Raw genomic sequence first — 20,463 nt, forward strand, 5'->3', positions numbered from 1 at the left:
GCACTACTCCCAGGCGAAGATCACCCTTTGTTCGCCCGCTCGTTCGCCCGCATCCCGGCCGGGTTCGTTCGGCAGTGACGCTGACCGGCAGCGGTTACTGCACGACCGCCGGCAGCACGTCCATGGCGTCCGGGTTGGCGGCCAGGAAGTCCGGCAGCTCGTCCTTCGCCACGGCCTGCATGAGCGGGTCGAACGTGGCGCGGTCGAGCTCGACTATCGACTGCCCGTCGGCGCTGCGCCCGGTGCCCGAGTACGGCACGGTCATGAACGTGATCTCGTTCGTGGAGATGTCCCTGGCGCTGTCGAACAGCTCCTGCATCGCATCGATCGTCAGCTCCTTGTCGACGGCGACGGAGCTGGTGACCGCGTCGAAGAAGCGGGTCATCTTCAGGGGGTCGCGCCGGTTGTTGTTCACCTTCGCGACGATCGCGCGCATCCAGGCCTGCTGCCGCTGCACACGGCCGAAGTCGCCATTGGCCAGGGCGTACCGCTCCCGGGTGAAGGCGAGCGCCTCCTCGCCCGTCATCGCCTGCCGCACCGAGCCGCCGGAGCCGTCGGGCACCGTGATCTCGACGCCGCCGAGGGAGTCGGTGAGGGTGGTGAACGACTCGAAGTCGGTCACCGCGAAGTGGTCGATCCGCACACCCGTGAGGTTCTCGACGGTCTGGATCATGAGGCTGGGACCGCCGTAGGAGAACGCGGCGTTGATCTTGGCCTCGCCGTAGCCCGGGATGGGCACCCAGGAGTCGCGCGGGATCGAGATCGCGGCCGCCGTCTGCCGGTCCGCGGACAGGTGCACGAGCATGATCGCGTCGGTGCGCTGCGCCCCGGCCTCCCACGCGTTCGGGTCGCCGGCCGAGATCCGGCTGTCCGATCCCAGCACCAGGACGTTCACGGGGGCGGTCGGGCCCTCGACGGGCTCCGTGCTGGGCCGGGTCGTGGGATCGAGCTCCGCGAACGGGTCGAGCTTCTCCACGTTGTTGTCGAGCGACATCCGGTAGCCGAAGTACGCCGCGGCCCCGCCACCCCCGACGAGCAGCAGGGCACCGACAACGAGGCCGGCGACGAATCCCTTGCTCCGGCGGGAGCGGCGTGCGTGACGCACATCTCCGTCGACGGGGTTGGGCACGGCAAGAAGATCGTTGATTCGATCGGGGGCGGCCATGGGCAAGGATCTTAATGTCGAATTCGACTACTACTCTTAAGCCTGGCCCGCAACCGGAAAGGGGCCTGAAGGGTGAAATTCGGCAAACACTTGCGTGGTGCCGAACAGAGAGGAGAGTTGCTGTGAACGCTGGGGTGAGACAGCCGCAGAACCGCACGATTCTCCTGGTCACACACCATTTTGAGCCTGAGACGGGGGCCCCGCAGCGACGCTGGGCCGCCCTCGCCGGGCACCTGGTTCCGGCCGGTTTTCCGGTTACCGTCCTGGCGCCCCCGCCGCACTACCCTTCGGGAAAGATCACCCATTCTTCACCCGCTTTCCGCCCAGGTTCGGTGTCTATCGGAACCCATGGGGAAAAGATCATCCGGGTGAATTTCCGCGAGCATTCTCAGGGGCTCGGCTCACGCTCCGCGGACCAGGTCGTCGCCGCCCTGAGCTCCGTGCTGCACGGCGTCCGGCCGGCGGCGGGCCGGCCCGCGGTCGTCATCGCGACGGTTCCCGGTATCCCGAGCGTCGTCGCCGGCTGGGCCCTCGCCCGCTGGCACCGTGCCCGGTTCGTCGTGGAGATGCGCGACGCCTGGCCCGACCTCATAGAGCCCAGCGGCATCCTGCTGCGCCGTGACCGGCCCGGCGGCCTGCGCCGTCGTCTGCGTGATCTCGCCGCCCGCGTCGTGCACCGCACCGTCACGCGGCTCCAGGCCCGCGCGGACCTCGTGGTCACCACCACCGCGGCGTTCGCCGAGGTGCTGCGGGCGCGCGGCGTCCGCGACGTCGCGGTGGTACGTAACGGGACCGCGTTCGCGCCCGTCCGTGGGATCGCTCCTGTGCCCCTGGCCGGTCGTCCGCTGCGGGTCGTCTACGCGGGCACCGTCGGCCGCTCGCAGGGCCTGGACGTCGCCGTGCGCGCCGCCGCCCTGGTCCAGGAGCGCGGCCACGCGCTGGACGTCCGCATCGTGGGGCACGGCAACGAGCTGGAGCCGCTACGGCTCCTGGCCGCCGAGCTCGGCGCGCCGGTCCGCGTGGAGCCGTCCGTGCCCTCCACCGAGGTCCGCGAGCTGTACGCGTGGGCCGACACCGTGATCGTCTCCCTGCGGGACTGGGAGCCGTTCGAGTGGACGGTCCCGTCCAAGCTGTACGAGGTCATGGCGTCGGGCGTCGTCGCGTCCGCGTGCCTCGCCGGTGAGGCCGCGAGCCTCGTCGCCGCGAACGGCGCGGGCGCCGTCGTGCGGCCCGGGGACGTCGACGGCCTCGCCGACCTGTGGTCCGGCTGGCTGTCCGACGGCGTCGTGCCCGCTGCCTCGTCCGACGCCGCCGCCTGGGTCGCCGAGCACGCCAGCGACGAGGTGCTGGGCCACCGGTACACCGAGCTCCTCGACGTGCTGCTGCCCAGCCCGCTGCCCGACGCGCCGCTCGATCGGAGGGCCCGGTTCTGATGGCACCGCCGTTCCGGCGTGCGGGCGAGCTCGCGCGCAATCTGCGCTTCACCACGTCCTTCGTGACCCGGACCCTCGTCGAGGACCCGCTGTGGCTCGCCGTGCAGGCCGCCCGGCGGGCTCCCGAGCCGCTCCGCCGGCCGCTCGTGCGTGCCCTCGGGCTCGCGCCCGCGCCGTCCGCCCCGCACGCGCTGGGGCGGATGCTGGCCGGTGATACCGCACGCGCCGCCCACGAGGCGGAGCAGCTCCTGGCCCGGCGTGACGGCCGCGGCCTGCGGGTAGCGGCCGAGGTGGCCGTCGCGGTCGGCCGGCCCGACCTGCTCGACGACGTCGTCGCGGCCGGCCCCGCCCGGTACCGCGCCGCCTGGCTGCTGGGCGACGTCGAATCGATCGGGCCGGACGCGCCCGCCGGGATCCGTGCGCAGGTGGCCGGGCTGCGGCCCGAGCCGCGGGCCGGCGACCTGTCCCGTCGCACCGGGGCGCAGCCCGGCGACGGCGGGCCGGGCGGCATCACCGTGCTGCACCACCTGACCAACTCGCTGCCGCACACGCAGAGCGGTTACACGCTCCGCTCGCACGCGATCCTCGTGGCGCAGCGCGCCGCGGGCATTCCCGCGGCCGCGACCACGCGCCCCGGCTACCCGCTCACCATCGGCTCGCTCGCGGCACGCGGGACCGACGTCGTGGACGGCGTCGCGTACCGGCGCCTGGTCCCCGGCCGGGTCGCATCCGACGTCGAACGCCGGACCGCTCAGGAGACCGACCTGCTGACCGAGGCCGCGCGCGAGGCGGGCGCGGACGTGCTGCACACGACCACGCCGTCGGCCAACGGGGTGCTCGCACGCGCCGCGGCGCGGCGGCTCGGGATCCCGTGGGTGTACGAGGTGCGCGGCCTGCCCGAGGAGACCTGGGTCGCCTCCCACAGCACGACGGCGGGCCGCGACCGGGCGGCGACATCCCGTCGGCGTGCCCTGATGCAGGCGAAGGAGACAGAGCTCGCGCTCGCCGCAGACGCCGTCGTGACGCTCAGCGGAACCATGCGCGACGAGCTCGTGGAGCGTGGCGTGCCCTTGCATCACATCACCGTCGTGCCCAACGCCGTGCCGGACGCCCTGCTCGAAGCTCAGCACCCGACGCCGGAGGCCGCGCGGGCGACCCTGGGGCTGCCCGCCGGCCCCGCCATCGGGACGGTGAGCAGCCTGGTGGACTACGAGGGCCTGGAGACCGTGGTCCGCACGGTCGCGACCCTGCGCGCCCGCGGGCACGACGTGATGGGCCTCCTGGTGGGCGACGGCGTCTCGCGACCTGCGCTCGCGCGCCTCGCCCGGGAGCTGGGCGTGGCCGACCACGTGCTGCTCCCGGGGCGCGTGCCGCCCGACGTCGCCCTGACCTGGCTGGCCGCGCTCGACGTCGTGCTGGTGCCGCGCCGCGACCACCAGGTCACGCGGCTCGTGACGCCGCTCAAGCCCGTCGAGGCCATGGCCGTGGGCCGCCCGGTGGTCGCGAGCGCCCTGCCGGCGCTCGTCGAGGCGGTGGGCGGCGCCGGCCTGCACGTCGACGCCGACGACACGGAGGGCTGGGCCGAGACGGTCGGCACCCTCCTGGACGACGCCGAACGGCGTGTCCAGCTGGTCGAGCGCGGCCGGGCGGTAGCCACTGAGAGGACTTGGGTGCGAAACGCGGAGACGTATCGGGGCATCTACCAGGCGTGCCTGGGGGTGACGGCATGAGCGGGGGGCCCGAGACCGGGTCGTACTCGGCGCTGTTCGACGCGTCGCCGACGACGACGAAGCTGGTGACGCTCGGCAACCTGTCGCGCGTCGGCGCACGTCCGCCGCTGGGGCAGTACGTGCGGCTGCTGTGGGCGCGTCGGCACTTCCTGTGGGCGGACGCGCGCGCGAAGGTCGCGAGCGGGACCCGGCAGAGCCTGCTGGGCAAGGCGTGGCTGGTGCTAAACCCGCTGGTCGACGGTGCGGTGTACTACCTGGTGTTCGGCATGCTGATGAAGAACTCGCGGGGCATCGACAACTTCGTCGGTTACCTGCTGATCGGCGTGTTCCTGTTCCAGTTCACGACGCAGTCCATCAACGGTGGTGCCCGGTCGGTGCAGTCCGGCAAGAACCTGATCCGGGCGTTCACGTTCCCGCGGGCGGCGCTGCCGATCTCGGTGGTGCTGCGTAACCTGCTCAACCTGGGCCCCACGCTGGTGACGCTGACCGCGCTGATCTACTTCATCCCGCCTGCCGAGGAGTACACCTGGCGCATCGCACTGGTGGCCGGTGCCCTGGCCCTGCAGGTCATGTTCACGACGGGCCTGTCGCTGCTGGTGGCCCGCTGGGCCGCGGCGCTGCCGGACATCACCAACCTCATCGGCATGGTGATGCGGGTGTGGCTGTACGCGTCGGCGGTGTTCTTCTCGTTCGACACCCTGCTGGTCGACGAACCCGAACTCCAGCGGTGGCTCGAGGTGAACCCGATGTTCATCGTGCTGGACATCGTGCGGGACTGCGTGCTGTACGCCACGACGCCCGACCTGATGCGCTGGGTGTGGCTCGGCGGCTGGGCCGTCGGCATGCTGCTGATCGGGTTCGTCACCTTCTGGCGGGCGGAGGAGAGCTATGGCCGCTGACCTCGAGTACCCGATGCCCCCGCCGCTCAGCCAGAGCCGCCCCGGGTCGACGCCGGCGCCGGCTCAAGGGTCGGTCCAGGCGCCGCTCTCGGGCGCGATCCCGATGTCGGTGCAGGCCCCGCCGCACACCGGCCAGCTCGCCGCCGTCGGGCCGCGGTCCGGGAGCACCCCCGTGCTGTGGCCAACGGTCGCCGTCCAGGGCCTGCGGATGTTCTACCGGACGCCGTCGACGGACACGACCCACAGCCGCCGCGCCAAGCTGAAGCGCGCGGTGCTCAACGCCATGGGCCAGGAGCCCAAGGTGACGGTGCGTGCGCTGACCGACATCTCGTTCGTCGCGAACTCCGGCGAGCAGATCGGCCTCGTGGGCCAGAACGGCTCCGGCAAGAGCACGCTCCTGCGGATCATCGCCGGACTGGAGAAGCCCACCAAAGGCCAGGTGCTGGCCGAGAGCACACCCGTACTCATCGGCGTCAACGCCGCCCTGGTACCCGACCTGCCCGGCGAGGAGAACGTACGCCTCGGCTGCCTGGCGATGGGCCTGTCCCCCGCCGAGGCACAGGCCGCCATCCCCGACGTCATCGAGCTGGCCGGCCTGGGCAAATCCATCTACCTGCCCATGCGCACCTACTCCTCGGGCATGGCGGCACGCCTGCGCTTCGCCATCGCGACCGCGGCACGCCCGCACATCCTGCTCATCGACGAGGCGCTGGCCACCGGCGACGCCGCGTTCAAAGAACGCAGCGAGGCCCGGATGACCCGGCTGCGGGAGCAGGCCGGAACGGTGTTCCTGGTCAGCCACGCCGCCCAGACCATCGAGGAGTCCTGCACGCGCGCCATCTGGCTGCACCACGGCCGCCTCGTACTCGACGGCCAGGCGCAGGACGTCGCCGTCCGCTACCGCAAGTGGGCCTGGGCCCACGCAAAGGACAAGCCCGACGAGGCCAAGCAGATCCTCGAGGACGCGTTCGCCGAACGACGGGAGACGCAGGTGCGGTTCGACACGCCCGAGCCGCCCAAGGGGCGGGTGCGGGAGCGGCATGCGCGGCCTACGGGGCGCGACGCCAAGCAGGCCAAGGCGACCGCGGCGCGTGCCGCGGCACTGCGGGCGCAGGTGGGCGACCTGTGAACCGTCCTCTCGTCATGACGGTCTACGGAACCCGCCCGGAGGCCATCAAGGTGGCTCCTGTGGTCGCGGCGCTCGAGACCGACGACCGGTTCGACTCGCTGACGGTCGTCACCGGGCAGCACCGGGAGATGCTGGACCAGGTCAACGACGTCTTCGGCATCGTGCCCGACCACGACCTCGACATCATGAGCCACGGCCAGACGCTCGGGCAGATCTTCGCGCGGGTCATGAGCCGGCTCGACCCGATCCTGGAGGCTCGCCGGCCGGACGCCATCATCGTGCAGGGCGACACGTCGACCTCGACGGCCGCCGCCCTGGCCGCGTTCTACCGGCAGATCCCGGTGGTCCATCTGGAGGCCGGCCTGCGCAGCGGCGACATCATGTCGCCGTTCCCCGAGGAGGCGAACCGGAAGATCACGTCTCAGATCGCCTCGCTGCACCTCGCTCCGACCCTGCGCAGCCTGGCCAACCTCGTGGCAGAGGGCGTCCAGCTCGAGAACATCGTGGTGACCGGCAACACCGTCATCGACGCCCTGTACCTCGCCGTCGAGCGGCGGACGGAGTTCGCGGACCCGGCCCTCGACCGGGTCGCGGCGTCGGGCCGCCGGATCGTGCTGGTGACGACCCACCGGCGAGAGAACTGGGGCGACGCGATGGAGGGCGTGGGTCGCGCTCTGGCGCGGATCGCCCGGCGCTTCCCCGACGCCGAGATCGTGCTTCCGGTGCACCGGAACCCCGTGGTGCGCGACGCGGTGCTGCCGCACCTCGCCGGGCTGGGGAACGTCACCGTGACCGAGCCGCTCGGCTACGGGGAGTTCACGCACTTGCTGTCGCTGTCCACGCTCGTGCTCACGGACTCCGGCGGTCTCCAGGAGGAGGCACCAAGTCTCGGCAAGCCAGTGCTGGTGATGCGGGACAACACGGAACGCCCCGAGGCGGTCGAGGCCGGCACCGCCCGGCTGATCGGCACCGCCGAGGAACGCATAGTGGCCGAGGTGCACCGGCTGCTGACGAATGACGCCGCTTATGCGGCGATGGCCCAGGCAGTCAACCCGTACGGGGACGGCCGCAGCGCCGGCCGCGTGCTGGATGCCACGGCACGGATGCTCGCGCCCGTGCTGCCCGACGTGCTGCCGGACCTATTGCCGGACTTTGAGCTGGACGAAGAATTCACCGCCGTAACTGCAGAGGGTGGGGCATGAGCAAGACCAGGGTCTTTATCTACGGCTCGTGCGTGTCGCGGGACACGTTCGAGCATCTCGATCCAAAACAGTTCGAGCTCGTGGAGTACGTGGCACGGCAGTCGGTGCTGAGCGCCACGACCCGCCCCGTGGAGTCGGTGGCTCCGCCGACGCTCACGTCCCGGTTCCAGCAGCGGATGGTGACCGGCGACTTCCAGTCGAGCCTGCGCCCGCTGCTCGCCCAGCACGCGGCCGACATCGACGTGCTGCTCATCGATCTGACGGACGAGCGGCTCGGCGTCTACCTGCTGCCGGACGGCACGGTTGTGACCCGGTCCGTCGAGCTCATCGAGTCCGGCGCGGAGCAGTTGCTGCCGCCGGGGGCGCAACACGTCGCGTTCGGTACGCAGCAGCACTACGAGTACTGGTCGGGGGCTATCCGGGCGCTGGGCGAGACGATCCGCACGACGCTTCCGCGGGCCGCCGTGGCACTGCTCGACATCCCGTGGGCCGAGTGGTCCGAGAGCGGGCAGCAGACGCCGGACTCGTTCGGGGTCGGAGCGGCGCAGGCGAACCCGGTGTTCCGGTCGTACGTGGAGGTCGCGGCGCAGGCGCTGGGTGCGCATGTTATCGCTCTCGGGCCTTCCGAGGTCATGTCGGGGCCGCACCATCCGTGGGGGGATGCGCCGTTCCATTACGCGGAGGGCGTGTACCTGGAGGCTGTGCGGCGGCTCACCGGGGCCGAAGGGCGTGTCGTGTGGGGGCCGGGAGCAAGAACACCCCACCAGCCGGACGATGCCTCCCCGAGCCGAGCCGTCGTGAGCGAACCCACGCCGCGGCCGCGGTCCGGAAGCCAGGAACTCGCCGAGAAGCCCTACGTCTCCCGACTCACCGCCGGCCCCAACCTCGTGCTCGCAGGCACCTGGAAGGGTGGGGTGGAGTGGCTCGCGCGCAATATGAGTGGTCATCCCGAGATCGCCGTGCCCGCACAGTCCACCAACTTCTTCAACCGCCGTAGCCGGGTCCGGGATGCCGAAGCGGCAAACGAGTACGAGTCGGCCCTGGCCGATTCCCCGGACGCGCGCTGGCGAATCGACGCCTCACCGAACTACTTCTGGCAGGGCGACGGTGGACCGCTGTCCGTCACGCCGCACGAGACTGCGGAGGCAGTCCGTGCCGTCGCTCCGGAGGACACCCAGGTCGTCGTCATCCTCCGCAATCCCGTCGAGCGTGCGGTTTCCCACTACTGGACCCAGTTCGCAGCGGGCAAGCTCGACGTACCGTCGAGCATTTTCACCCTCCCGCCGAGCACAGGAGTCATCGACTACGGCTTCTACCGCCGCCACTACGAGCACTGGGCCGACGTGCTCGGAACCCACAGGGTCCACGTTCTCCTGTATGACGACCTCGTCGCCGATCCCCAGCAGTTCGTCACGGCGGCGCTCCGTATCCTCGGCCTGCACGGCGACTCCTCTTTCTGGGAGAAGACGCGCCTCGACGCACCCAGCGACCGCACTGCCTGGATGGCTCCGTTCCGGAAGCGGAACCCTGTGTCGTCCCAGGAGATCGCCGCGTTGCAGCGTGTCTACGCAGAGGACATCGCATTCGTCGAGCAGTTGGTCGGCCAACGACTCGATGCCTGGCACGACTTCGAGACGATCATCAAGCACGGCTGACGGCCCGGCCGAAAGGCCGGGCCGAGCGCCGCGGTGGTCAGACGATCGAGGTCAGCACGTCGATCAACCGCCGGTCGATCTCCGACTGCACGTACTTCTTCCGGACTACCTCGCGACCGTAGTCCTGCAGGGCACGGTAGCTGTCAGCGGTGCGGATGGCGGCAGTCGCGCCGCTGACGGGCGTCCAGATGTCCGTCGGCGGAACGTAGTCACCGAAGTTGCACTCGAGCGCCGACTCGAGGGTGTCGATGAGCTGCAGACCGATGTCCGCGCGCGCCCCTGCACCGAAGACGGGTGTACCCACCGCGGTTGCCTTCAGCGCGCCCCGGCCCGCCGAGACGCAGACCAGTGACGAGGAGAGGATCTCAGCGACATCAGGCGGAGCGACCCAGCCGAGCATCTCCACACGGCCACGCCCGAGCTTCGCTTCGAGACGAGCCTGGAACTCCCCCCTGTCCGGACCGTCGCCAAGAACCCGGACGGCGATCGGTCTGCCGTGGACGGCCTCCAACGCGCGTGCGACAGCAACGCCGCCGTCGATCATCCGAACCTTGTCGTGGGAGAGACGTCCGGCGAGTGCCACGACGGGAATCTCGAGCTTTTCAGCGAGGGACAGCAACGGTCGCTCAACGACGGCATCGTCGACGCCGTTCGGGAGAACCGTGATCTTGTCCTGAGGGACGAAGCAGTATCCCTCCACGGCCGCGCCGATGGACGGCGAGGTGACGAGCAGCCGATCCAGCTCGTCATGCCACAGATGGATGTCGTCGTGCGCGATCCCATGGAACATCACGACGAACTTTGCTCCGGTTTCCCGGCGGATCTCCTGGCCAAGCTCGCGTGAGTCGAACGGCTGGGAGAACACCAGGTCTGGCTGCCACTCGATGGCCTGCCGCCGGGCGCTCGAGAGGCTGCCGTTCCAGTCGACACCGATCACGGACTCGAGCCCGATCTCTCGTGCCGCGTCGCAGACGGCGCCCTCGGTCCCGATGAACATCACCCGAACGCCGGCCCGGTGCAGCGCCCTGCACGAAGCGATCACGTTCTCGTGCAGTCCGCCCCAGTGCGCGACCGTGAAGGCAGTAAGCACAACGCGCATGCCTTCCATCAGGGGGCCTCCAGCTCGAGTCGCACACCCGCGGAGAGTGCAAGGCGGCTGGCTCCCGGCAGGTCCTTCTGCGTAACTCCGTACCCGACGAGCCGGATGCGACCGACATCGAGTCGTGAGGTCACCAGCAGTGCCGCGGCTACATCGACCTTCCATGAGTGGTCAGACCGGACGAGCGTCGCAAAGAATCGGGCGTTGGACGGGATCGCGAGTGCTCCGCGCGACAACTGCTGGCCGTAGTGGGTGTCGCCCGAGACCAGGTACAGGTTCAGGCCGTCGATCTCATCGGTGCCATGGTCCACGTCGTGTCCCGCGTGCAGCCGGAGAGTCTGTGTGCCGCGATGGCGATCGATGGTGTTCCTCACTCCGGCAAGCCGTAGATGCCGGTGCCCGAGATAACCGAACACCGCTTCGGCCATCTGGCTCGACATACCCTGCGGCGGCTCGAAGACTGAGCCGACGAGATGACCGAACGCAAGGGCGGCCGCCGCAGCGGCGGCATCCGGAGACGGATCGACCAGCGGGCTGTCCAGCCACAACCACCCACTGCCGACGCGACCGTCGTCGCTGTCGAAGCGGTTGACTCGGATACCGGCTCGATCATCGGGCTCGCGCTGCATCTCGAAGCGCACGTTATCGAATCCCCTCGGTCACGTCGCCGCTAAGGCTGACGACCAGTTCTTGCGGTTGGCTTCGCGCAAGATGCGCCCTCAGCCCGTCGGAACGCTCCTGCTCGACGATCCAGAGGGTGACCCGGGCGAGTCCGATCAGCTCCGAACGGAGAGCGATCGAGCAGCGCTCCTGCACGACTGCGCCGCGTGGCGTGTCGTAGCTGTCGAACGCCACGACCCCGACGTGAGCGGGCGACGGACGTCTGTCACGCAGGATCGCGTTGAGCAAGATGTGCTCCCAGTCGACGATGGTGCCGTCACGCGACAGGCGCCGCTTGTGGAGGACCACCACGTCCAGTCCTCGTGCGCGCAGCTCGGCGAGCTCATAGAGTGCGACGTCGCCGAGAACCGCGAACTCACCGGCCACGCGACCCGACTCGAGCACATTCGCCACTGCGCGAACCTTGCCCTGCAAACGTGCCTCGACCACGCCGTTGAACGGCTTGCCTCGGACGATCACCGCCCGTTCGACGAGATGGTCCGGAAGATCGCCGCCGAGATCCTCGAAAGGCTGTGTCCGCTGCTTGATGACGGGCCAGGGATAGTCGGACTGAGCAGCGGCGAGACCTTGGCGTTCGTCCTCGTGGAGTCCTGCGCCATGCAGGATCCGGGCGATCCTCGCCGCCGTCTTCTGTGCGGATCCGTCGGTCGCGCTGACTTGGTCGTCATGGATCCGGCGCAACGTCGCGACATGCCCGCTGTGGCGCCACGTCGCACCAAGCCGGAGCGAGCGCGTCGCGACGTCGTGATCCACCGCCGACGTCAGTCGCTCGTCGTACGGCACCTGCTTGAGGAGGGTGCGGCGGACGAGCCAGGTGGGATGGCCGGGTGTCTGTCCGTTGTGCAGCACCACCGCGGCGCCGAAGGTCGCACGGGTGAGATGAACGAGCATCTCCCCCGTCTCGTCGTGGAAGTTCGCCCACGCGCCATAGACCGCATCGACCTCGCGGGAAAGCGAACGAAGCTGCACCCCGATTCGATCGGGAACCATGATGTCGTCGTCATCGTGAACAGCGATCCACTCGCCCCGCGCCTGAGTCGTCGCGAAGTTCCGCGCGCTGGAGATGCCCGATGCTTCCATGTGGAACGCCCGGACTCGGGGATCCCTGAACGAGCGCAACACCTCGCGCGTCTCGTCCACCGACCCGTCGTCGACGACGATAACCTCCAGGTCCGGCATCGTCTGACCGAGCACGGAGCTGATCGCGTCGGGCAGAAATCGCGCCCGGTCACGCGTCGCGATGACCACACTGACCAACGGTCGTTCCGGGGCATATTCCCACCGCGGCAGGTTGACGACTACCGAACGATCAGGGGGGAATGCGAACTGCGGCTTCGAAGGCACGACCCACTCGCTCAGCGAGTCCAGGTCGCCGACACTCCGGACGACTCGCCGAGCGCCGGTCCACTGGATCCGCTGGGCGAGGTCTTCGAGGCACTCCCCGAATCTACTGATCCGCTGGTCGATTCCACGCACCGCGTAGTAAGACCGGCTGTCCACGGTGAACACGCGTCGCGGATCGTGCTCATGGCAGGCGATGGTCTCCGGTCCGGCCGGTGTGCCGACACGAGACTCCAGGACGACGGTGTCCGCGGTCGCCGCGGCGTCCTCGATCGAATCCACGAGGTCGAGCACCGAACCGTCCAGAACGCCCTGCGCGAATGTGATGCTTGCGGCAGGCGCGGCGAGTGACACGGCATGGTTCAGGCGTCGGCCCGCGGTCCACGACGCGTGACACTCGACAGCACGGATGCGTTCGCCGACAGCTGCGAAGTCGTAGGGCGTCGGCACGGTGACAAGAACCTCGAACCCGCGTTGGACCATGGAGTCCAGCAGTTCCGCCACGTCAGGTCGTTCGAGGTCGGGCTCGTCGAACAGATCGAGCACGAACAGACGATTCATAGGGTCCTCTGTCATGCCGTGACCGCCGTCATCCCACGCGTGTCGATAACGTTCTTCCCAACGAGCTGTCCCACCGCGGAGCGGAACGCCGCATGGTCCACGAGCAGCGCGTGCGCGTCGGCGCCAGCCAGCGCCTCCTCGGCGTCCACGAGCCGCACGTTGGCCAGCCCGGCCAGCGAGCCGGGCAGCTTGTCGATGTGCGGTTCGACGGCGAGCACCGTCGTGTGCGGGAACGTAGTGGCCACCTCACGCACGATGTCGACCGCCGGCGACTCCCGCAGGTCGTCGATGTTCGGCTTGAACGCCAGCCCGTAGGCGGCGACGACCGGGAACTCGATCCCCGCGACTGCGTCGAGCACCTTGTGCAGCACCCAGCGCGGCTTCCCGTCGTTGACCTCGCGCGCCGTCCGGATAAGCCGTGCCTCCTCGGGCGCCGCGTCGACGATGAACCACGGATCAACGGCGATGCAGTGCCCGCCCACGCCCGGACCGGGCTGCAGGATGTTCACCCGTGGATGGTGGTTGGCGAGCCGGATCAGCTCCCAGACGTCGATGCCGAGCTTGTCCGCGACGAGCGACAGCTCGTTGGCGAACGCGATGTTCACGTCGCGGAACGAGTTCTCGACGAGCTTCGCCGTCTCGGCGGTCACGGCGTCGGTCAGCAGGATCTCGCCCTGGCAGAAGACCTGGTAGAGGTCCCGGGCGCGTTGCGCGGCCTCGGGCGTGAGCCCGCCCACGATCCGGTCGTTCGTCACCAGCTCGACCATGACCTTGCCGGGCAGTACCCGCTCCGGACAGTGCGCGAAGTAGATGACGGGACGGTCACCCGAGCCGTCCGTGCTGAGGTCAGGACGCTGGGCGAGAATCCAGTCCGCCATGCGCCGGGTAGTCCCCGGTGGCGACGTGGACTCGAGGATCACCAGCTCGCCGCCGCGCAGCACGGGTGCGAGCGCATCGGCGGCAGACCGGATATAGGAGAGGTCAGGTTTGTGATCGCCCATGAACGGTGTCGGCACCGCGACGATGTACGCGTCGGCCGGCTCAGGGACCGACGCGGCGCGGAGCTTTCCGGAAGAAACCGCGCCTGATACGTATCCGGCCAGGTCGGGTTCGACGAACGGCACCTGGCCGCGGTTCACCGCGCCGATGGTCTCCGGACTCACGTCCACGCCGATCACCCCCACCCCGTTCGAGGCAAGGATCGCCGCGGTCGGAAGCCCGATGTACCCGAGCCCGATCACGCCGACAGTGCTGATCCCCATAGTTCCCCGCCTCAGAAGAGGACGTGCGTCGCCGCACGCCCGTAGTGCTTGACCTCGCCGCTCGCAAGCAGCTCGGCATCGGTCACGTCCCAGGAGTGCCCGCCGACGGCGGACCGCACCTGGACGAAGTTGAATCGGTCGGCGGAGTAGACGGTCCCACCGGCCTCGACGACGTCTGCGAGGAACGCCGTGTCCTCACCGCGCGGCAGCGCCCGGAAGCGCACGGTGGTAGCGATTTCACGCGCAGCGACGATCGTCGGCCCCATGACGCGGTCGGTGTAGCGGTGCTCGCGGTCCGCGAACCGCAGGATCGTCGCGTCCACACCCTCGAGATGCATGTAGTGCGCCTGCTTGCCCACCACTTCCGTGCCGGAGTAGGCCAGCGCGTACAGCTGGTCCGACAGGTACTGCGGTCCGTACAGGTCGTCGTCGTCGATCTTGGCCACGACATCGCCGTCGGCGGCGTCCAGCAGCAGGTTCAGGCACGAGCCGAGGGCCACGTCGGACGACGCCGACAGCAGCTCGAGGCGTTCGACGCCGGCTTCCTTGGCCCGGGCGTGGACGTCGGCGTCGTCCGCCTCGAAGCCGTGGGTCAGCAGCGCGACCTGCAGCTCCACGCCCCGCTGGGCGCCGAGCACCGACAGCACGTGGTCGAGCTGGTGCGGGCGGTTCGTGGAGACCAGGGCGGTCACGGTCGGTCGCGGGACGGCGGGAGAGGCGACCAGCCCGGCGTCGTGCAGGACCTTCTGGGACCGGGCGCCGTAGGTGTGCTCGCGCCAGATGCGGCGCTGCCCCTTGTGCACGGCACGGTCCCGCAGCTCCGGCGAGCGCACGAGCGCGCGAATGGTGTGCGCGGCTGCCTCGCGGCTGCCCGCGACGAAGACCTCGTCGCCCGGGAAGTACTCCCCCACCGCGGCGCTCGGCGTGGAGACGACGGGCGTCCCGCTGGCCGTGATCTCGAAGATCCGCCGCGCGCACATCGACGGCGAGCCCACCACCGAGTTCACGTTGAGGAAGACCTTGTACTCGCGGTAAGCGCTCAGCATGCGGTCGTAGTCGAGCGAGCCGACGACGCGGCCGTCCAGAGGTGCGGGGAACTGGTACTTCTGGTCCTTGCCGCGGAACCGGCTGAAGATCTCCAGGCCGTGCTCCATCTTGGGCGACACGTCCAGGGCCGCGCCCAGCAGCAGGTCCATCTGCTCGCGGCGCTCAGGGTACTTGTGCGCGAAGTACATGCCCGCGAAAGCGACGTCCCGCTCCGGCCCGCGGCCGTGGACGCGGACAGGGTTGTGAATGGCGGGCTGCGCCGCGAACTCCAGCACGCCCACCCGGTCGTGTCCCAGCGCCTCGACATAGGCGGGCACGCGTTCGACGTCAGTGGTGTAGACCCGGTCGAACAGCCGGGCCGCGTCGAGGAAGTCCTCGAAGTGGACCGGGTCCTCCTTGTTCCAGAACACAGTGGGTATGCCCGCGGCGCCGCAGGCTTCGACGAGCTCGACGAACGCGGGACGTGGGGCCGATGTCCCCGTGAGGTGGTACTGCCACGCGCCGCTGTTGCCGTTCCAGGCGGACTCCACGAACAGCAGGTCCAGGCCTGCCGTCAGCTCGTCGCGCCAGGTCGCGGGCGTGACGGCCACATGGTCCCACTCGGGCGCGAACGCGAGCCGCGAGAAGTCGTCGAGGATCACGCCGACGCGTAGGTCGCGCCGGCCGGAGAGGGCTCCCGTCGCGAGCCCGGAAACCGGTCGGGCCGGCCACGAGTCGAACGTCAGCCCGTTCTTCGTCAGCCGTGCGCCGCCGGTCTGTGCCGCCATGGGCACCCGCTGCCTGCGCAGATGTGTTGTCAGCTGATCGAGCCCACCCTGACGGAGGTGCCACGCAGCGCGGCGGAGCCGATCCACCACGCCCGGCGCACGATCCCTCACGACAAGAATGTCCCGTCTGCTTGAAAGCTAGAAAGCCAGAAAGGGCATCCGCCGGGCGAGAATTGATACTGCCGGGCGTACAGGATGCGCCATTGGTCGGCTCATGCTACAAGCGGCAATCGGCGCAGATCGCCGAACGCGGGTGAAATGCACTCAGGTTCACCCGGGCAACACCGGAGCCGGTCCCCGCAGTCCTCAGCGGATCGAGCGCATGGCGGCCATATGGGGTCGTCGCCTCGGAGTCAGCGAACGGGCTCGACGCGCTCGATCTCGTCGACCGAGATCCGATAGGTGAAGTAGGCCATCGCGGCATTGGCACCGAGCAGTACGAGGGCGGCCGCAACGAGCGCCGCGACGAATCCCCTGCCGCGCGGACGGGCTCGGCGCGGCGGGCGTGGCTCGGGCTCGGGTGGGTCCGGCGTGGCGAGGAAATCAGCACCCCCGTGAGCTTCATGCATATCCATTTAACTACAGTTCTAATGACGCCTACCGCATCACCCTCGGTAAGAGATCACCCCTTTATCACCCGCTGTCCGCCTGACCTTTGGTCGCTGTCCAAGCGCAGCAAGATTTCATCCGGGTGAATTCTCTTCAAGTGTTTCCCTGATGGGAGCAGTACGCCGGAGGAAGAGCGGGGGAATTCGCTCCCACAGCCCGCCGGCGCCCCCACCGGCCTGCCGAGACATGGAAAGATCCGCCCCATGCGCGGAATCATCCTGGCCGGCGGCTCCGGCACGCGGCTGCACCCGATCACCCAGGGCATCAGCAAGCAGCTCGTCCCGGTCTACGACAAGCCGATGATCTACTACCCGCTGTCGACGCTGATCCTGGCCGGGATCAGCGACGTCCTGATCATCACCACTCCGCACGACGCCGACCAGTTCCGGCGGCTGCTCGGCGACGGATCGCAGTTCGGCATCTCGATCAGCTACACGACACAGCCGTCGCCCGACGGGCTCGCGCAGGCCTTCGTGCTCGGCGAGAGCTTCCTCGGAGACGAGTCGGTCGCCCTCGTGCTGGGCGACAACATCTTCTACGGCCCCGGCCTGGGCACCCAGCTCACCCGCTTCGCCGACATCGACGGCGGCGCCGTCTTCGCCTACCGCGTCGCCGACCCGACCGCGTACGGCGTCGTCGAGTTCGACGAGCACGGTCGCGCCCTCTCGCTCGAGGAGAAGCCCGCCCGGCCCAAGTCGAACTACGCGGTGCCCGGGCTGTACTTCTACGACAACGACGTGATCGCCATCGCGAAATCCCTCAAGCCCTCGGCCCGCGGCGAGTACGAGATCACCGACGTCAACGCCGAGTACCTGGGCCAGGGACGGCTCCAGGTCGAGGTGCTCCCGCGCGGCACGGCCTGGCTGGACACCGGCACGTTCGACTCGCTGCTGGAGGCGTCGGACTACGTGCGCACCATCGAGCGCCGCCAGGGCATGAAGATCGGCGCTCCCGAGGAGGTCGCCTGGCGGCGCGGCTTCCTGTCCGACAACGAACTGCGCGTCCGCGCGGAGAAGCTCACGAAGTCGGGCTACGGCAGCTACCTGCTGAGCCTCCTGGACGACTGACGCGCCCTCTACGGCGCGCCTAGCACCGTCGGCGCCGCCACCTTCCAGCGGTCGGCCCAGTCGCCGATCGGCTCGACGCCGACCTCGCGGAGCCGGTCGTGCCCGAGCACGGAGTACGCCGGCCGGGGAGCCGGCAGCTGGTAGGCGGCGCTCGTCGTCGTGTCGACGGGGGTGGCGTGACCGGACGCCGCCACCACCTCCCGCGCGAATCCGCACCAGGTCACCTCGCCCGACGACGTGCCGTGGTAGATCCCGCCCGGTGCCCGCGCCGCGACCAGGCGCACGATCAGGTCCGCCAGGTCGGCGGTCCAGGTGGGCTGCCCGGTCTGGTCATCAACGACGCTCAGCCGGTCGCGCTCGCCCGCGACGCGCGCGATGGTCTTCGGGAAGCAGCGCCCGCCCGCGCCGTACAGCCACGCCGTCCGCACCACGACGGCGTCCGGCGCCTCGGCGCGCACCGCCCATTCTCCGGCGGCCTTGGTCCGGCCGTACGCCGAGCGCGGCGCGACCGGCGCGTCCTCCGGGTAGGGCGACGACGCACCGCCGTCGAACACGTAGTCGGTGGACACGTGGACCAAGCGGGCGCCCGATGCCGCCGCGGCCCGGGCCAGGTTCGCGGCGCCCGTCGCGTTCACCGTGAACGCCTCGGCCTCGTGCGTCTCGGCATCGTCCACGGCCGTCCAGGCGGCACAGTTCACGACGACGTCGTAGCCCGCCACCGTGTCGCGCGTCGCTGCCGCGTCGGTGACGTCCAGCTCGCTCCGGCCCACGCCGGTCACTTCGTACCCGGCGTCCGCAGCCGCCGCCAGCACGTCCTGGCCGAGCATCCCGGCGGCACCCACGACCAGCCATCGCCGCATCTCACCCTGCATCCTGGTCCCTCCCGGATCCTCGGTCACCCTAGGATCCTAAAGCGACAACCGATGCCTGCGAGGAGCACCCATGAAGTACCGCGAGCTGGCAGTGCCCGGCGCGTTCGAGATCACCCCCCAGCAGTTCGGCGACCCGCGAGGGCTCTTCCTGGAGGCGTTCAAGGCGGGCCCGTTCGCCGATGCCGTCGGGCACTCCTTCGACCTGCAGCAGGCCAACTGCTCCGTATCGGCCGCCGGGGTGCTCCGCGGCATCCACTTCGCGGACGTGCCGCCCAGCCAGGCCAAGTACGTCATGTGCGTCAAGGGCGCGGTGCTCGACGTCGTCGTGGACATCCGCGTCGGTTCGCCCACCTTCGGTACGTGGGACGCCGTCCTGGTGGACGACGTCGACCGCCGCGCGATCTACCTGTCCGAGGGCCTGGGCCACGCCTTCATGTCCTTGGAGGACGGTTCGACGGTGCTGTACCTGTGCTCCTCCGGCTACGCGCCGGGCCGGGAGCACGGCATCCACCCCCTCGACCCGGAGCTGGCGATCGAGTGGCCCACCACGGCCCGCGACGGTACCCCGATCACGCCGCAGCTCTCGGAAAAGGACGAGGCCGCCCCGACTCTCACCGAGGCCAGAGATCAGGGCCTTCTGCCCACGCTCGACGCGGTCCAGGAGTACCTGGCCGCCCAGCGCTGAGGCCCCACCGGGCCCAGCCGCTGCCGCCCCAACAGGCGGCCTACCTGGCGGCCGCCGCCGCGACTGCAGACCTATCTGCACTCGCCAAATTGGGTGCGACCAGGTCTGCAGTCGCACCGGGCCCGGCCGGGCCGGGCCTGAGAGCGTTACTGCCCCGAGCGGGCGTACTTGGCCTCCGTCAGCGCCTTTGCCGGGCGCCACCAAGCTTCGTTCTCCCGGTACCAGTCGACGGTCGCCGCCAGTCCCGAGCGGAAGTCCGTGTAGCGAGGCGACCAGCCCAGCTCCGTGCGCAGCCGGCTCGCGTCGATCGCGTACCGCAGGTCGTGCCCGGGGCGGTCGGTCACGTGGTCGAAGTCGTCCGCGTCCCGCCCGAAGATTTCCAGCAGCGTCCGCACGACGTCGAGGTTGCTGGTCTCGCCGTCCGCCCCGATCAGGTAGGTCTCGCCGACCTGGCCCTTCTCGATGATGCTCCAGACGGCGGAGTTGTGGTCCTCGACGTGGATCCAGTCACGCACGTTGAGGCCCGCGCCGTACAGGCGGGGGCGCACGCCGTCGATCAGGTTGGTGATCTGGCGCGGGATGAACTTCTCGATGTGCTGGTACGGCCCGTAGTTGTTGGAGCAGTTCGAGATGGTCGCCTGCACCCCGAAGGACCGCACCCATGCCCGGACCAGCAGGTCGGAGCCCGCCTTCGTCGACGAGTACGGGGACGACGGGTTGTACGGTGTCTCCGGCGTGAACCGCTCGGGGGTGTCCAGCGGCAGGTCCCCGTACACCTCGTCGGTCGAGATGTGGTGGAACCGCACCCCGTGCTTGCGCACCGCCTCCAGCAGCGTGAACGTGCCCACGAGGTTGGTCTGCACGAACGGCGACGGGTCGTTCAGCGAGTTGTCGTTGTGCGACTCCGCCGCGAAGTGCACCACCAGGTCCGACTCCCCCACGAGCCGGTCCACGAGCGGTGCGTCCGTGATCGAGCCCTCCACCAGCTCCACCCGGTCGGCGACGGCGTCGAGCGAGGACCGGTCACCCGCGTAAGTGAGGGCGTCGAGCACCGTGACTCGGACGTCCGGGCGCTCCCGCACCGTCTGGTGGACGAAGTTCGCGCCGATGAACCCGGCACCGCCGGTGATCAGGACCTGCATCGTGTTCTCCCTGGGGTCGGACACGGGCGTCAGTCGCGCCCGTAGATGTCGCGCGTGTAGACCTTGTCGGCGACGTCGTCGAGCGCCTCGGTCCGGCGGTTCGCGATGATGACGTCC

General features: G+C 69.6%; 17 protein-coding genes. 8 read left to right on the top strand and 9 right to left on the bottom strand.

Annotation, left to right across the window (positions count from 1 at the left end; genetic code table 11):
• Positions 1–94: 94 nt before the first annotated feature.
• Entirely contained in the window at positions 95–1,165 is a 1,071-nt protein-coding gene (locus EW117_RS12650; protein ID WP_242504259.1) for an LCP family protein, read from the bottom strand.
• Between the two features lie 14 nt (positions 1,166–1,179).
• On the opposite strand from EW117_RS12650, the gene EW117_RS12655 reads away from it, so the two are divergent.
• From EW117_RS12655 to EW117_RS12680, 6 genes are read left to right on the top strand one after another with little or no spacing between them, the layout of a single operon-like run.
• A complete protein-coding gene (locus tag EW117_RS12655; RefSeq protein ID WP_129787060.1) occupies positions 1,180–2,598 on the top strand; it encodes a glycosyltransferase family 4 protein in 1,419 nt (472 codons plus the stop codon).
• Positions 2,598–4,328: a glycosyltransferase gene (locus EW117_RS12660; RefSeq protein WP_129787061.1), complete on the top strand. Its 1,731-nt coding sequence runs from the start codon at positions 2,598–2,600 to the stop codon at positions 4,326–4,328. The genes EW117_RS12655 and EW117_RS12660 overlap by 1 nt, the downstream gene beginning before the upstream one ends.
• Positions 4,325–5,227, top strand: a complete 903-nt coding sequence (locus EW117_RS12665) for an ABC transporter permease (protein ID WP_129787062.1) — start codon at positions 4,325–4,327, stop codon at positions 5,225–5,227. The genes EW117_RS12660 and EW117_RS12665 overlap by 4 nt, the downstream gene beginning before the upstream one ends.
• A complete protein-coding gene (locus EW117_RS12670; protein WP_129787063.1) occupies positions 5,217–6,356 on the top strand; it encodes an ABC transporter ATP-binding protein in 1,140 nt (379 codons plus the stop codon). Before EW117_RS12665 ends, EW117_RS12670 begins: the two co-directional genes overlap by 11 nt.
• 14 nt (positions 6,357–6,370) lie before the next feature.
• Positions 6,371–7,558 carry a non-hydrolyzing UDP-N-acetylglucosamine 2-epimerase gene (gene wecB / locus EW117_RS12675; protein WP_129787097.1) on the top strand — a complete coding sequence of 396 codons (1,188 nt, stop codon included), beginning with the start codon at positions 6,371–6,373 and terminating at the stop codon, positions 7,556–7,558.
• Positions 7,555–9,213, top strand: a complete 1,659-nt coding sequence (locus tag EW117_RS12680) for a DUF6270 domain-containing protein (RefSeq protein WP_129787064.1) — start codon at positions 7,555–7,557, stop codon at positions 9,211–9,213. The genes wecB and EW117_RS12680 overlap by 4 nt, the downstream gene beginning before the upstream one ends.
• 37 nt (positions 9,214–9,250) lie before the next feature.
• Here EW117_RS12680 and EW117_RS12685 read toward each other — a convergent pair whose 3' ends face one another.
• From EW117_RS12685 to EW117_RS12705, 6 genes are all read right to left on the bottom strand, one after another.
• Entirely contained in the window at positions 9,251–10,321 is a 1,071-nt protein-coding gene (locus EW117_RS12685; protein WP_165362668.1) for a glycosyltransferase, read from the bottom strand.
• Positions 10,321–10,953 (bottom strand): hypothetical protein, encoded by a 633-nt coding sequence (locus EW117_RS29410; protein WP_165362669.1) that lies wholly within the window; start codon positions 10,951–10,953, stop codon positions 10,321–10,323. Before EW117_RS29410 ends, EW117_RS12685 begins: the two co-directional genes overlap by 1 nt.
• A gap of 1 nt (position 10,954) precedes the next feature.
• Positions 10,955–12,895, bottom strand: a complete 1,941-nt coding sequence (locus tag EW117_RS12690; protein ID WP_165362670.1) for a glycosyltransferase family 2 protein — start codon at positions 12,893–12,895, stop codon at positions 10,955–10,957.
• Between the two features lie 11 nt (positions 12,896–12,906).
• Entirely contained in the window at positions 12,907–14,157 is a 1,251-nt protein-coding gene (gene wecC, locus EW117_RS12695; protein ID WP_129787067.1) for a UDP-N-acetyl-D-mannosamine dehydrogenase, read from the bottom strand.
• An 11-nt stretch (positions 14,158–14,168) separates the two neighbouring features.
• A complete protein-coding gene (locus tag EW117_RS12700) occupies positions 14,169–15,971 on the bottom strand; it encodes a glycosyltransferase (protein WP_129787068.1) in 1,803 nt (600 codons plus the stop codon).
• Positions 15,972–16,324: 353 nt separating this feature from the next.
• Positions 16,325–16,546, bottom strand: coding sequence for a hypothetical protein (locus tag EW117_RS12705; RefSeq protein ID WP_129787069.1), 222 nt, complete (start codon positions 16,544–16,546; stop codon positions 16,325–16,327).
• Between the two features lie 237 nt (positions 16,547–16,783).
• Here EW117_RS12705 and rfbA point away from each other — a divergent pair, with 237 nt between their 5' ends.
• Complete coding sequence (rfbA, locus tag EW117_RS12710) at positions 16,784–17,647, top strand: glucose-1-phosphate thymidylyltransferase RfbA (RefSeq protein ID WP_129787070.1); 864 nt, start codon at positions 16,784–16,786, stop codon at positions 17,645–17,647.
• Between the two features lie 8 nt (positions 17,648–17,655).
• On the opposite strand, the gene rfbD is transcribed toward rfbA, so the two are convergent.
• Entirely contained in the window at positions 17,656–18,507 is an 852-nt protein-coding gene (rfbD, locus tag EW117_RS12715; RefSeq protein ID WP_207211853.1) for a dTDP-4-dehydrorhamnose reductase, read from the bottom strand.
• Between the two features lie 82 nt (positions 18,508–18,589).
• On the opposite strand from rfbD, the gene EW117_RS12720 reads away from it, so the two are divergent.
• The gene (locus tag EW117_RS12720; RefSeq protein ID WP_129787071.1) at positions 18,590–19,204 is read left to right on the top strand and encodes a dTDP-4-dehydrorhamnose 3,5-epimerase family protein; all 615 of its coding nucleotides are present in this window, start codon (positions 18,590–18,592) and stop codon (positions 19,202–19,204) included.
• 146 nt (positions 19,205–19,350) lie between these two features.
• Here the strand turns inward: EW117_RS12720 and rfbB are convergent, their stop codons facing one another.
• The gene (gene rfbB, locus EW117_RS12725) at positions 19,351–20,346 is read right to left on the bottom strand and encodes a dTDP-glucose 4,6-dehydratase (protein ID WP_129787072.1); all 996 of its coding nucleotides are present in this window, start codon (positions 20,344–20,346) and stop codon (positions 19,351–19,353) included.
• Positions 20,347–20,463 lie beyond the last annotated feature (117 nt).

This window comes from Promicromonospora panici (assembly GCF_900608595.1).
Taxonomy (GTDB): Bacteria; Actinomycetota; Actinomycetes; order Actinomycetales; family Cellulomonadaceae; genus Promicromonospora; species Promicromonospora panici.